We start from the raw sequence: 13,886 nt of genomic DNA on the forward strand, positions 1-13,886 counted from the left end.
ATGCTGCGAGACCAACCAGTTGATCGCGATCCTGCGCGTCGGTGGTAGACAACTGGCATGACTGTTGGCGCGACCGCGATCACGATTTTCCATCCGCCCGCAGATCTTGAACGATTCGACCGCTGGGTCGTCGAGTACATCACCGCAGCGCGCCAGGCGAACGGGTATGTCGGTGCCCGCCAATCGGTTCACACCGGTGAGCAACTGGATTGCGCCGTCGCGGTTACCTTCGGCAGCACAGAATCCCTCGACGCGTGGCTCGACAGCGCGCAGCGTCGCGCCGTCCTCGCCGAGGGCGCCACCCACGGAGTCTGGCGGTCGGATGCGGACCTGATTCTCGCCGACGGCGAGTTACCACCGGGCAACGCCGGCGTATTCCTACACAGCGTCGCCCACGGCAAAGACACCGAATTCGCTTCCGCGCAGCGCGATTTGACATCGGTCAGCTCAATCTTTCCCGGATACCTCGGGACCGCGCTGTTTCCGGCCGACGCCTCGGGCCAGTGGATGTCGGTGCTGCGCTTCCGCACTGCCGGGCAGTTGGCTAACTGGATTCGGTCCGGCGAGCGTCAGCAGGCGCTGCCCAGTCTGCGCAACGAATTGACGCGCGACTTCGCCGAGTTGCCGCGCAGCGCACCATTCGGATCGACGGTCCGCGTGGCCGACGGACAGACCAAGATCACACCGGCATGGAAGTCGGCGATGCTGGTGGTGCTTTGTCTGTATCCGACGGTGATGCTGCTGACCAAATGGCTGGCGCCGGTGCTGAGCCGGCTCGGAATCGACCAGGTGCCAGCGGTTTTCGTCGGCAACGTTGTCAGCGTCGCGCTGCTGCAGTGGGTTCTGGTCCCCGCCGCCTCGCGGCCGTTTCGACGCTGGCTCGATCCGATTGATGGCGCCTCGGCGGGTATCAGCGCACTCGGCGCGACGGTGGTCATCGGCTGTTACGCGCTACTGCTGGGCATCTTCGCGCTGGTTAGGTAGCTATCCGCTGATCAAAGTATGCAACTCGGCAACCGACCACGGATCGCTGGTTTCATGGTCACGGTACCCGAGTAGCTGCGGTGTCGGCCGGTCGAATCTGCCGACGAAACCGCCTGCGGCAACGATGATTTGGCCAGTCACGTCGCGCGCCAGGTCGCTGGCCAGATACGCGTAGACCCCGGCGACGAACTCGGGGGCGGGCGGGTCAAGAGAGGCGCGCATGGTCGCCTCGTCGAGCACTCCGCGGCGATACAGATCGTCGATGTGCTCTTCGTAGTCTGGGCCAGTCGAGATTCGCGTATTCGCACCGGGACACACCACATTGGCCCGCACCCCGGCACCCTTCAACTCCGCCGCGATGGCCATCGTCAGACCATTGACCGCGCCCTTCCCGGCGGGGTAGCCGGTACCGCCGTAGTCGCCGAGGTACGCCACCGAACTGGTGTTGATGATCGATCCGTAGCCCTGCGCGGCCATGACGGGTGCGGCGACCCGACAGGTGTGAAACACCGTGCCCAGATGCACCCCGATCAAGTGGTCGAATTCGGCCGGCGAGACCGTCAGAATCGACGAGCGCGGCGGCTCGGCGACCCCGGCACAGTTGATCAGCACGTCCAGGCGACCAAAACTGCTCGTGCATTCGTTGATCAATGCGGTGGCGACGCCTTCGTCGTTGGCTGATCCCGCTAGGCCGACGGCTCGTCCCCCCGACGCGGCAACCATGTCGACGGTCTGTTCAACTGCGACCGGATCGCGGCCGTTCACCACGACGGACGCGCCGAGGCTGCAAAGCAATTCGGTGACGGCACACCCGATGCCTCGACTGCCGCCGACCACCACCGCACCGCGACCGGCCAGCTGGACAGGCCCGCTCATGTCGTCGCGGTCACCGGCTCGAGCTCTTCTTGCTCGTCGTCGCTCACCTCCGGTCGCCGCCACCACAGCCAGCGATCCAGCACGACCATCATGGCCGGCAGCACGAAAGCCCGCACCACCAAAGCATTCAGCAGCAGACCCAGGCCTACGGTGACCCCGATCTGCGAGACACTGAGCACGTCGCTACTGGTCAGCGGAAGCATCGTTATCCCGACCGCTACCCCGCCGGCGGTCACGATCGCGCCGGTTGCCGCGAACGCGCGGATGATGCTGGTGCGCATCCCGTCGGTCAGCTCCTCGCGGATCCGCATCGCAAACAGCAAGTTGCCACCGGAGGCGATGCCGACCATCGACACAAACGCGATAGGTGCCACCGACCAGTGCAACTCTTGGTGCAGCAGCCGATGCCAGATGAAAACGCTGGCGCCCAGGGCGCAGACGTAGGAGGCTGCGATCGTGCCGAGAACGACAAGCCCGGCGAGCGTACTTCGCAGCACCACCGCGCAGACAACCAAAACGACGCCCAGCGTAATCAACACCAGCAGCGTCAGGTCCGAGGCGACGATGTCTTGCAGGTCACGGGTTGCCGGCCCGACGCCAGTGAGTTCTACGGCCGTCGGTTTCAGGGTGCTGTCCTTGGTGGCGTCGCCCACCGCCGCCACGATCGCGCGGGCCCGAACCGCACCGTCATTGCCCCATTCGGATCCATTGCCGTAGACGAACAGCCGGGTGGCATGTCCGTTCGGCGAGAAGAATTGGCTCAGCACCGGCCGCAGGGTCGGATCGGTCAAAATCTGGCGCGACGAATAAAGGTCCGTTCCAACGCCGCCTTCGGAGACGGCGACGAGCTTGTGCAAATAGTCGGGCAACTCGGCAGTAGGGACGGGGCGAGGGTTCTTCAGCACCTCCCGCAAACCCGCGGCCAGACCGCGCACCTGGTCGATCTCCGTGCTGACCTTGGCCAACAATGCAGGCAAATCCGGCGCTTGGACTCCGGCGGCGGCATTCACCGTTGATTGCGCCAGTTGTTCGACCGCATCGACCAGCTTTCCGGAACCGTCGACGACACCTGTTGCCCACTGCACGGCTTCCTGGGCGGACGAACACACCGGTGTGTTAGGGCAATCGGCGATAACTCGGACGAAGCTGCGCAGTGGGTCGAAAATCTCCGATACGTCCCCGGCGCGGGTCCGGACCTTGACGGTGGCCTGCTGGGTGAGGTTGACGGCCAAGCTCACGCCGCCGAGGGCATAGCTGCCCGCTTGCATCCCGGTCTGAATCAGGTCGAGCCCATTGAGCAGGTCCCCGACCGCGGCGTCGAGGTTGCCGATGGCTGCGGGCCGCGCGGCGAGTTGGTCGGCAAACTCGTCCAGCCGGTCACCGATATTGCCACCGGTGGCGCTAAGTGCGGCCTGCTTGGACACCATCCCGGCAGGATGGCTGGCCGATTGCACCATCCGCACGCCCGAAATCCCCATGATCGCGGCCGTGACGCGCTCGAGGGCGGACAGGCCGGCGACGGTGCGTAGGTCGTGGTCGGCTTCGATGGTCACGACGCCCGGCTGCAATTGGTTGGGGCCAAAGTGCTCGTCGACGGCCCGGTATCCGCGATTTGCCTCGCTCGCCGGAGAGGTCGAGGTTCTTTCGTCCCAACCGATCGGCACGCCCGGCAGCGCGATCAGCATGATCAGCACGAACACGCCGGTGGCTACCAGGATCGGCGCGGGCCAGCGCGCCACGTGGGTTCCGATTCGTCGCCACTGGCGGCGCACGTTCTTGCGCCGCGGCGGCTTAAGCAGGTCAGCACGACTAGCCAGCGCTATCAGCGCCGGCGTCAACGTCAGGGCGGCCACCCCGACAGCGAGCATGCCGATGGCACACAGGACACCGGTGGTCGCGAACATGCTGATTCGAGCAAGGCTCAGCCAGCCCACCGCGCCCAGGGGCGCGACGACGATAAGCGTCGAGCCGATGATTGCCGGGGCCACGCCGCGATACGCATCCGCCAATGCCGCCACCGGATCGAGGTCCTGCCGTCGCCGCTCGTGGTAGCGCCCGATCAAGAAGATCCCGAAACTCGTTCCGGCCCCGACCGACACCGCAACACTGACCGCGATCGCGAACAACGAAACTCCGATGAGTTCGTTTGCGGCCAGCACGGCAATGATCGGCTTGGCTACGGCTAAAGCCAGCATCACCGACACCAACGGCACCAGGGCGCTAATCGGGGACCGGAAGATGATCACCAACAGGATCAGCAGGACCGCCATGATGAATTCGGTGATGAGCTGCATCTGCCGGTCAATCTCGGCGAACTCGTCCATGATGGTGGCGCCGGGGCCGGTGACGTAAACGTGCAAACCCTCCGGGGGATGCAGCTTGGCCACCGCGTTGCGGGCGGCCATGATCGAATCGACCGCTTCGGTGCTGCCCACCGTGCCGTAGAGCCGAAGGCCGGCGGTGACCACGTGGCGGTCGTCGCTTTGCGCCACATGCGACAGGGCGGGCAACTGCCACCAGTCCGCAACTTCGAAGATGTGTTGGGGATCGGCACGCAGCGCCGTGACCAGTTTGTCGTAGAACACCCGGTCCTGGTCGGTGAGCGGTCCGTGACGCTCGAGCACCAGATACCCGACGTTGTCGGTCGGAGTTTGCGAGAACGCCTCTGCCGACCGTTGCACCGCAAGTGAAGTCGCGGTTCCGGTCGGCAAGAACGGCTGATCCTTATCGGCGACGACCCCTTCGAGTTGGGGGGCGAGGCTGTTCCCGGCAACGGCGACAACGGCCCAGATACCGACGATCAGCAGCGCAAATCGATAGATGAATCGGCCAATCACCGCATCACCTTCTCAATTGACACCGCGCAACCCCCGGTTGAGTCGGATAATTCAACCACCTTGACCACCGGACCGACAGCGGTTTTCATCGATAGGGTCGCCGGTCCTGGGCATCCAAGTCTGGCGGCTTGAACTGTACTTTGTTGTGCCCCCCGGCGGTGGACGCCGGACACCGGCGTCAACGCGCAGTCGTCCCTGCAGATTCCCGTCGCCGCGTGATTCCCTGTTTCGAGCGCACAAGTGTCGTACCGTTCTCGTACCCGTTCTCAGGTCCCGGGCAGACCACTGACAGAGAAGCGACGCTGGGCTATCGAAAGGGGCTAGCGAAGATGAGCAGGCGGGTCTTGAGACCAGTCTTTGTCGTTGTGGCAACTGCCTTGTTACCGGTCGCGTGCTCCGGATCCAAGACGCATTCCGAGGACAGGGCGCCCGCTCCCGCGCAGTCAGCGCAGACCTCGCAGGCGGATCCGTCAAGCGAGCCCGCGGCGGCGGGAAGGATGACCTTCCGCTACGAGGCGGCCGACACGCCTGAAGCGCAGCGCGGCCGCCAGTTGATGGTGGATGCGAAGCTGCTGGAAAGCGTCGCCGGTCACGTCAACGACACCCTGAATCTGCCGCACGAGGTGGGTGCTGTCGGCAAACAGTGCGGTGAGGCCAACGACTACTGGGATCCGAACGTCAACGAAATCCAACTTTGCTACGAGGACATCGCGCAAAGCGAGCAACGCTTCGCCACTGCCGGCAACGCGAACTCGGTGCAGGCCTCCGTCGATGCCACGATCTCGGGGTTCTACCACGAACTCGGACACGCGACCCTCGCCATCTACGAGCTGGCTTTCACCGGCCGTGAGGAGGACGTGGCCGACCAGTTGTCCGCCTTCGAGCTGCTGGCCCCCGGCGCGGACGGAAAGCCCTACCCCAACGGGGTCCAGATCGCGATGAATACCGCGCAGGACTGGAAGTTGAGCGCCAAGGAGGCGGGCGACGCCAACGAATTACCCTTCTGGGACGGACATTCGATGGACATCACCCGCATGTACAACTGGGAATGCTGGATCTACGGGTCGGATACTGCGGCTAACGCCAGCATCGTCACCTCCGGCGACTTGCCCGAAGATCGGGCTGGCAACTGCGAGGAAGAGTTTCAGAACATGTCCAAGGCGTGGCACCAGATGTTGGGACCACACCTCAAGAAGCCCAGCTGAACGCACATTGGTTTGCTCGTGGCGCGAATCAGACTGCCACGCTGCATGATTCGATTAGCGCCGGCCCGTAGACGGCGGCGCCGCATTCACATTCCCAGCGCACATGTGGACCACAGGAGCAAGGCACTGTCGCAACGATCATGTGTCCCGGCAGCAGCCAGTGACCGCGCGTGCAGCGCTGTGGCGGTCGATCCGCCCACTGCGCACGCGAGATGTGTGACAACTCGCCGATATCAGCACTCACGCGGATCACCGTCGCATCAGCACCGTCGCGAAATCTAGCGCACGGCTTGAATCGTTACTCTTCGTTGCCTCTTGTTGACCGTGTCGTTGTGGCCTGCCATCAATGTTCGCTGAGGCTTGCCGGCTTGCCGGTCGCTTCCTCGAGCAGATCGACGATCGGGTGGCGCTGCCAGAGGTAGAGCAGATTCGCCAGCATCTGCAGTGGTGCGCGCAGACTTTCGTCGTCTTTGATGCGGGAGTCCATGCGGTCGTGCGGGAGGTCGGCGCCGAATCGCTTACCGAGCAACGCCGGAACGTCCAACAACCACGCTGCCCCCATCGAAGCCGCATACAGCAGCGTGTGGCGGCGCAGTCTGTCCGCGTCCACCTCCGGTCCACCGCAGCGCTGAAACTCCGTGACGAAGACATCCAGCAGCTCACCGAAATGGTTGTTCCACAGGTCGGTTTCGGCGGCCGACATCGCGCCCCATACCGCCATGCCGATGTTCATCTGGCCCACACAACCCCAGTCCAGTAAGCCGCACTGCAGTGCGCCGTCGACGTCTCGCCAGAACCATGCGTTGTCCACGTTGGCGTTCCAGTGGCACAGCGCGACACAGTCGGAGTCGGCGGCGAGGTGGCGAACAATGGTGTCCTCGTGCGCAGCGATGCGCGAGACTTCATACCGCAGCCGGATGAGAAACTCGCCGTCGACGACGGTCGCAGGCAACAGTCCGGGGCGGCTCTGGACCAAGGTGGCCAGTTGTGTCAGTCTCCGGTCCAGCTTGTCGATGTCGGTCGTCGACCCCTCCCCTACTGTCGCCGCTCGCAGGTCTAGCGCAAAAGGTGCGGTGAGCTCGAGCGGCAACCGACCCGATTTGTGCGTCCCGGCTAACCGGGCCAGTGCGGTCAGCAACACCCGATAGTGTTCGACGGGCTCGGGCATTTCGTGGTCGAGGCACTTGTGATATTGCCGCTCAATTCCATTGCTGCCGAACGGGATTCTTTCGGTGATGAGGATCCCCGTGCCACTCGCTTGGTGATAATCGGCGAACAACACCTGCGGCACCGCGATGGGAAACTCCGGCGCGCGGGACAAGGCGGCGAATCGGACCTCAGGCGCCATCTGGGTCTTCCCGCGATCGCGAATCGGATCGTCCAGATCGCGGGAGAACTTGACGAAAAGCTCGGTAGGCAGCGCAGGTGCCGGGGTGTCGTACCGCACCGAAAGCACGGCTTTGCGGCCGGTGCTCCCGCCGCGGGTCTCCGCCAACCCCGTGATGGCGGCGACGGAGATGTCCTGTCCCAACGCCCCCGACGCCCGAAGTGCTGCAGTCAAGAAGTTAGGACCGCCGCTACGCAACGTTGCGGCGTCGACCGGTAACGGATGCCCGAACATGTCCCCGGTGACCCAGGTCAGCGTGTCGTCGGTCACGAGTCACCAGGTTTGTTCGGCAGCGCGTACCAGCATGTGGTTGACCGCCACCCGACGGTTCCGGGTCACCATGTACAACACCGCATCGGCGATGTCCTCCGAGCGCAGCTTGACCATGCCGGCGGTTTGTTTTTCGAATGCCTCAACGGAAGGCGCGGCCAGCTGCGAAAAGATTTCGGTGTCAACGGTTCCGGGGCCCACCACGCCCACCCGGACCCGCTTGCCCAAGACTTCTTGCCGAATACCTTCGCTGAATGCGTTCACTCCGAACTTGGTGAGCGAGTAGACGGCCGTACCGGGACGGGCCACCCAGCCGGCGGTGGAACTGATGGTGACCAGATCGGCCACCCCACGCGGTGAGTCGGTGGCCGCCTCGATCAGATGTGGAAGCACCGCACGGGTGACATAGAGGACCCCTTGTATGTTGACCGCAACCAGGTCATCCCAATCCTGCAGCGACGCTTGGGTTGCCGTGCCCATCCGGATCAGCCCGGCGTTGTTCACCACGATGTCCAAGCGCCCGAGGTCGGTGACCACGCGCCGCACCGCCGCCGAGACTTGCGCTGAGTCGGTGACATCGGCCGGTACGACGACGGCGGTGCCGCCGGCGGCTTCGATCTCGCCTTGAAGTTGCCGCAACCGGTCGGCACGTCGCGCCAGCAACGCCACCGCGGCGCCTTGTGCGGCAAGGGCTTTCGCCGTTGCCGCGCCGATACCGCTGCTAGCGCCGGTTACTAGCGCCGCAGTGTGGTCCAGCGTCGCGGTCACCGGCGGGCTCCCGTTTGGGTGCCCAGTATCTGGTGTAGGACGTAGTCGGTGTCCTCACCCAAAGTGGGTGCGCCTCGAGTTATCTGCGCCGGGTCGTTGGACATTCGCCACGAGGGTCCCACCACCGGACGTTGACCTTCTCGATGATCGGTGACGAAACGGTACAGCCCACGGTCCCAGAGCAGTTGGTCGGCAATCACGTCAACCGACGTGGCGCTCTTGGCGGCTGGGACTCCGGCGGAGCGAAGCCGCTTGGCAAGATGCTCGGCGCCGTGAGTGGCGGTGTGTCTGGCCAAGGCGGCATCGAGGGCGTCGTGGTGTTCCTGTCGCCTTTCCATGGTCGAGAAACGTGGATCACCGGCCAGCTCAACAGCATCAAGCGCATCGCACAGCGCCTCCCACTGGTTCTGCCCGGCAACGGCCACAGTGATCCAGTCGCCCTCGACGCAGGGATAGCAACCGTGCGGGCACATGTCCGGATGGCGATTGCCTTCGGGACCAAGCGGGCGCCCGGTGAGACTCTGCTCTAGCAGGCGGTCCCCGATCATTGTCGACAAGGTCTCCACGGCTGACACGTCGACGAATTGTCCCCCACCGTGCAAATCCCGGTGCAGTAACGCCACGACTGCGGCGTAGGCCGCGGCCGCGCCCACCGTGGAGTCCCCGTAGCGCATGCTCGCACCGAGCGGGGGTCCGCCGTCGTAGCCGACCTGTCCCGCCAGCCCGGCAAGCGCGGCGAAGCACGGCGCGTAGCCGGTCTGATGCCCTAAGGGTCCGTCATTGCCCCACATCTTGATCGACACCGAAATGATGTCGGGGTTGATGGCTTTGAGTTGCTCGTAGCCCAGACCTTGGCGTTCCATCGCGCCCGGGCGCAGGTTGTTGATGACGATGTCACTGTGCGCGATGAGTTCGCGTAGTCGCGTCATGCCTTCGGGCGTCTTGATGTCGAGGTCAACGCTCAGGATCTCAGGGTTGATGCTCAGGAAGAACGGTGCATGGTCGACGTCCGTGCCACCGTAGGCGCGCATCTCCTCGGGAATTGCCGCCGACTCGACCTTGATGACCTCGGCACCCAACAGCGCCAACAGTTTTCCCGCGTAGGGTCCCGCCCACACTTTGGTCAGCTCGATGACACGCACGCCGGCCAGCGGGCCGCCGCGAGGATTCTTGGCCGTACGCAGTTGCGCCGGCTGCGCCGGCGGCCGGGCCCGTGGGCCAGCCGGTCGGTGCAGGACTGATGCGGTGTGCTGACCGAGACGCGGTGCAGCAGAACGGATTTCGGCAGGAGCGGAACTGGATGCATACGGCACCGTCGGATATTCCGCCTTACCCAAAACCGGATGGTGCACTTGTTGAAAGAAGCCGCGATGCCGATACTGTGCTGACCGGTGCAGGTCGTCGGCACCGTTGACCGGAACGAGCGGCACGCCCAGGTGCTGGGCACGGTCGGCCGCCTCTTCCCTGGGCTGGTCCCGAATCCAAGCCCCGAAGCCCTGCTGGAATCTCGCGACCTTCTGCGGGGTGACGGAGAACTCCAGCCAGTCGTCGTCAAAGTCATTGAGCCACTGCGGATACCCGAGCAGTGCCTTCACGCCCAGCCAGTGCGCGCGGTTGGTGACGTAGAGGTAGACAAACCCGTCCGCACACGCGAAAAACGACGCCGGGCCCTGCTGGTCGTAGTCACTTCGGTCGCCGTCGGCGGGAACCTCGCCGGTCACGAACCGACCCACGACGCAATCGGCGCGCGAGACCAGTACGGCTTGTTGGGAGATGTCGATGAATTCGCCCTTACCGTGGTGTAGCTGCCGGAAAAGCGCCGCAGCAATGCACAGTGCAGCGTCGAGTCCGGCTTCGTAGTCGGCGAGATATCGGCCCGGCCCCTGCAACGGGGAGTTGTTCGGGTCGGCATGGCTGGGAGTGTGGTAACCCCAGCCGCTGGCGTGAAACACGTTGATACTCGTCGCGTTGTCGAGTTCGCGCGCCGCCCCCTGGCCGAACGGCGTGATGGCGCAGCACACCATGTCCGGATAGCGTTCGGCCAGTGTGACCGTGTGCTCGCCGACAACCGCGTCGGCCTCACCGAGCAACCGATGGAGAGCATTTCGGCCCTCAGCCGAGGCGACATCGAGTTCGACAGACTGTTTGTTGGTGTTCAAGTACGCGAACAGAGCGCTGCCCTCCCCGCCTGAGTGCAGTACCGGGCTCAACGCCCGGGTGCGGCTGCCGCACCCGGGCGTCTCGACCTTGACGACATCGGCGCCGAAGTCGGACAGCAGTTTCCCGCAGTATTCGCCGGCGACCGACTCGGCTAGCTCGACCACCCGGATCCCCGTCAGCGCCGACATGTCTTCGGTCAAGGCTTCTGGCGGCCCGACCGGCTCAAGCGCCACTCCGGCGGGAAGTTCAGATCATTGTCTTTCACCACATTGTTGAGGCCCTTCTCGAAGGTGCCTTCGGTGAGGTCGACATCGTTGGCCTGGTCGTTGGCGATCATCGGCAACATTCCCTCGACCATGCCGGTGAGCAGACTTCCGAAGTATTCACCCTTGTGCTGCTTGTACAACTCCAGGAACGTCTTCTGCACCGCGACCGTGTCGGTCGGACGGGAACGCGAACAGGCCAGGGCGTATTTCTCCGTCTCGGCTTCCAGCTTGTCGCGTGGGACCACGCTGTTGACAAAGCCGCAGTCGTACATCTCCTTGGCACTGAACGGCCTTCCGGTGAAAAGCATCTCGGAAAACTTCCGCAAGCCCATCGTTTCGGCCCACCACCACAGCCGCGGTCCCCACCCGACATAGCGAAACGCCGGATGGCCGAATAGCGCGTCTTCGGAGGAGATCACCAGATCGGCGTCACCGGCCTGATAGAAATGCCACCCGTAGCAGTAGCCTTTGGCCTCGATGATGCTGACCTTCCGAAGTTCCTGCAGCGGACGGTTTCCCGCGCGCGCCTTAGCGTAGAAGTCCGTCACGGTGGACAGGTAGCGGTACGAACCGCCCGGCGGGTACTTGACCTCGTCGTCGTTGATCGCGAGTTCGTGCAGCAGCGGCATACCCGGGTTTTCCAGCATGCCGCGTTGTTCGGGCAGATCGCCGCCGCTGCCGAAATCCTCACCCTCACCGCGGATTACCACGACCTTGACGTCGTCGTCCACGTTGCACTTATGGATTAGGTCGGCATAGTTCTGCCGCATGCCTAACGTCGTGGAGTTCTGCGCGTCGGGACGATCGAAGGTGATGTAGGCGATCCTGTTCTTGACGTCCTTCTCGAACCTGATGTACTGCTCGGCTTCCCTTTTCATCTCTTCGTAGTCGTATTCGGGCATGTGACTCTCTCTCTACTCGAGTGGGCTGCCCGCGGCTACGGGAAGCATAAGGGAAGCAAACGCCGAATATCACAATCATCACGAAACACCGTCTACCACCGAGTATTTCGCGGTCAACCGGCCCTTGGCCGGACTCTTCAGGATGCCACTTGCCATCGCTGCCAGGATCGCGTCGAGTTGTTCTGCGCTGTCGATGATCCGGTCGCCGTGGGCCAGCCTGAGCAGGAGGCCGTTGATGAAGGTCAACGTGATGTTGCTCAGGTCCTCGATGACAGCCGCTTCCAGCTCGGCCCCGCGCGGCATTAACTGGACCAGGATTTCCCGATGCAGCTTGGTGAAAGCGTCGGTGCTGTGCTGCAGCGAGGCGGCCATGGCCGGGTCGCGAGTCGCCTGCATGGTCAGCTCGTAGCGAGCTTTGGTGCGGGACAGCTCCGGCTCGTATCCCGACTGGATCACCACCTGCGACAGCGACGACGGTGAACCTTGATCGTCGTCGTCGGCGGTGTCAGCGATGGATTGCAGATTGGCCAGGTCCAGGTCTGCTAAGCGCTCCGCCACCGCGAGCAGTAGTGCCGAACGCGTCCTGAAATAGAACGAAGTCGTTCCGTCCGGCACGCGGGCCTTGCGGTCAACTTTGAGGTGGCTCAGCCCTTTAGCCCCGTCGTCGGCCAACAGTTGAATCGCCGCATCGCATAGGTCGCGGCGGCGCTCGGCCGGGTTTGGCTTTCGTCGTTTGTCCATCGCTCATCCGTCCTGGGCTTGGCCGCCGACAGTACTCTATATTTGTAGTGTCGGTAAAGAGCCCAGGCCGGTTCAGTCGTAGACCTGTGCGTAGATCGCCTCTATCTGGGCCGGGTCCGGTACGACGGGGTTGTTGGCCGGGGACCCGGATGCGACCGCCTGCTCGGCCATCAGCGGGACCAGCGAGTCCCAAGCGGTGCGGTCGATGCCGTAAGACTTCGGCGTGGGGACCTCGAGTTCCCTGCACAACTCGGTGAGCGCCTCGACGAGAGCCAGTGCGGCGACGTGGTCGCTCGTGTGGACGCCAGCAACGCCGTATTCGCGGGCGCAGGTGGCGTAGCGCTGCTGCGCGCCGCCGACGGAGAAGGCGGTGACCGCGGGAAACAGCATGGCATTAGACAGCCCGTGCGCGACGTGAAAGTGCGCACCGATCGGTCGGCTCATCGCATGCACCAGGGCCACACTGGAATTCGAGAACGCCATCCCGGCCTGGGTGGCTGCGGCCATCATGCCCGCACGGGCCGCCGCGTCCGCGCCGTCGCGGTATGCCGGCTTCAAATGTGTTGCGATAAGGCGGATTGCCGACAGTGCCAATCCGTCGCTGATGGGATTGGCTTTACGGCTGACGTACGCTTCCACGGCATGAGTCAGCGCATCAATGCCGGTGTCCGCGGTCAACCGCGGCGGCATAGTCATTGTGAGCTCATAGTCGACGATTGCGGCTATCGGCAGAAACGACAAGCCAGGGCACAACATTTTCTCGTTGGTGTCGCTGTCGCTGATCACCGTGAATTGCGTTGCCTCCGAGCCACTTCCGGCGGTAGTAGGGGCCGCGATGATCGGTAATGCCGGACCGGCATAGCTGTGGGGCGCTTTAAATCTGCGCATTGGACCGGGCTGCACGGCCAATACCGCCAGAGCTTTGGCGGTGTCGATCGGACTGCCCCCGCCGAAGCCGATTACGCCGTCGGCCTGATGGCGCCGTAATGCCTCGACCCCGTCGGCGAGCGAAGCCGTGGTGGGGTCGGCGACAGTACGGTCGAACATAGCGGTCGCCTTGCCCGCCGCCTTCAGGATGTTCACGACCTGCTCCGCGGCGCCGCTGCCAGCCAGGTAAGAGTCGGTGACCAGCAAGGGACGGTGGAGATTCAGGGTTTCCAGCACCATGGCCAACTCGGCGATCGCCCCGCCGCCGAGGCGGATGTGCCGGGGAAATGCGGCGGTTGTCGGCATCATCGAGACACTACGACCAACGCCGCTGTCGTCAAAGCGACAAACGCGGGCCCCAGTTTAGGTACACGGAATCCCGTGCGGTCCGCCAATCCAGTGACCCGGGGGGTTGTTTCCCGGACAGAACTTTTTTATCTGCCCAGGTGCAGGACCCCAGTTCGCCCCATTGTCGATACGCGGCACCGGCGGAATTGGCGGCGGGCCGGGGATATGTGGACCGGGGCGGGCTTGCGCCAGGCCGGCCCCCAAGCCGAAGCTTC

General features: G+C 64.0%; 10 protein-coding genes. 2 read left to right on the plus strand and 8 right to left on the minus strand.

Annotated features, from left to right (window positions below):
• Positions 1 to 57: 57 nt before the first annotated feature.
• Positions 58 to 984 (plus strand): hypothetical protein, encoded by a 927-nt coding sequence (locus A5634_RS00465; protein WP_081290107.1) that lies wholly within the window; start codon positions 58 to 60, stop codon positions 982 to 984.
• On the opposite strand, the gene A5634_RS00470 is transcribed toward A5634_RS00465, so the two are convergent.
• Entirely contained in the window at positions 985 to 1,860 is an 876-nt protein-coding gene (locus A5634_RS00470) for an SDR family NAD(P)-dependent oxidoreductase (RefSeq protein ID WP_065142122.1), read from the minus strand.
• Positions 1,857 to 4,697: an RND family transporter gene (locus tag A5634_RS00475; RefSeq protein ID WP_065142123.1), complete on the minus strand. Its 2,841-nt coding sequence runs from the start codon at positions 4,695 to 4,697 to the stop codon at positions 1,857 to 1,859. Before A5634_RS00475 ends, A5634_RS00470 begins: the two co-directional genes overlap by 4 nt.
• 329 nt (positions 4,698 to 5,026) lie before the next feature.
• On the opposite strand from A5634_RS00475, the gene A5634_RS00480 reads away from it, so the two are divergent.
• Positions 5,027 to 5,902 carry a DUF4344 domain-containing metallopeptidase gene (locus A5634_RS00480; protein ID WP_065142124.1) on the plus strand — a complete coding sequence of 292 codons (876 nt, stop codon included), beginning with the start codon at positions 5,027 to 5,029 and terminating at the stop codon, positions 5,900 to 5,902.
• A 343-nt stretch (positions 5,903 to 6,245) separates the two neighbouring features.
• Here the strand turns inward: A5634_RS00480 and A5634_RS00485 are convergent, their stop codons facing one another.
• From A5634_RS00485 to A5634_RS00510, 6 genes are all read right to left on the minus strand, one after another.
• Entirely contained in the window at positions 6,246 to 7,523 is a 1,278-nt protein-coding gene (locus A5634_RS00485) for a hypothetical protein (RefSeq protein WP_065142230.1), read from the minus strand.
• A gap of 39 nt (positions 7,524 to 7,562) precedes the next feature.
• On the minus strand, positions 7,563 to 8,327 hold the full coding sequence (locus tag A5634_RS00490) for an SDR family NAD(P)-dependent oxidoreductase (protein WP_065142125.1): 765 nt from the start codon (positions 8,325 to 8,327) through the stop codon (positions 7,563 to 7,565).
• Entirely contained in the window at positions 8,324 to 10,675 is a 2,352-nt protein-coding gene (locus tag A5634_RS00495; RefSeq protein ID WP_065142231.1) for a CaiB/BaiF CoA transferase family protein, read from the minus strand. The genes A5634_RS00490 and A5634_RS00495 overlap by 4 nt, the downstream gene beginning before the upstream one ends.
• A gap of 8 nt (positions 10,676 to 10,683) precedes the next feature.
• Complete coding sequence (locus A5634_RS00500; RefSeq protein WP_065142126.1) at positions 10,684 to 11,655, minus strand: enoyl-CoA hydratase/isomerase family protein; 972 nt, start codon at positions 11,653 to 11,655, stop codon at positions 10,684 to 10,686.
• Positions 11,656 to 11,733: 78 nt separating this feature from the next.
• Positions 11,734 to 12,396: a TetR/AcrR family transcriptional regulator gene (locus tag A5634_RS00505; protein WP_065142127.1), complete on the minus strand. Its 663-nt coding sequence runs from the start codon at positions 12,394 to 12,396 to the stop codon at positions 11,734 to 11,736.
• Positions 12,397 to 12,468: 72 nt separating this feature from the next.
• Positions 12,469 to 13,629 carry an iron-containing alcohol dehydrogenase gene (locus tag A5634_RS00510; protein ID WP_065142232.1) on the minus strand — a complete coding sequence of 387 codons (1,161 nt, stop codon included), beginning with the start codon at positions 13,627 to 13,629 and terminating at the stop codon, positions 12,469 to 12,471.
• Positions 13,630 to 13,886 lie beyond the last annotated feature (257 nt).

Origin of the sequence: Mycobacterium asiaticum, from assembly GCF_001673365.1 — a bacterium.
GTDB lineage: Bacteria > Actinomycetota > Actinomycetes > Mycobacteriales > Mycobacteriaceae > Mycobacterium > Mycobacterium asiaticum_A.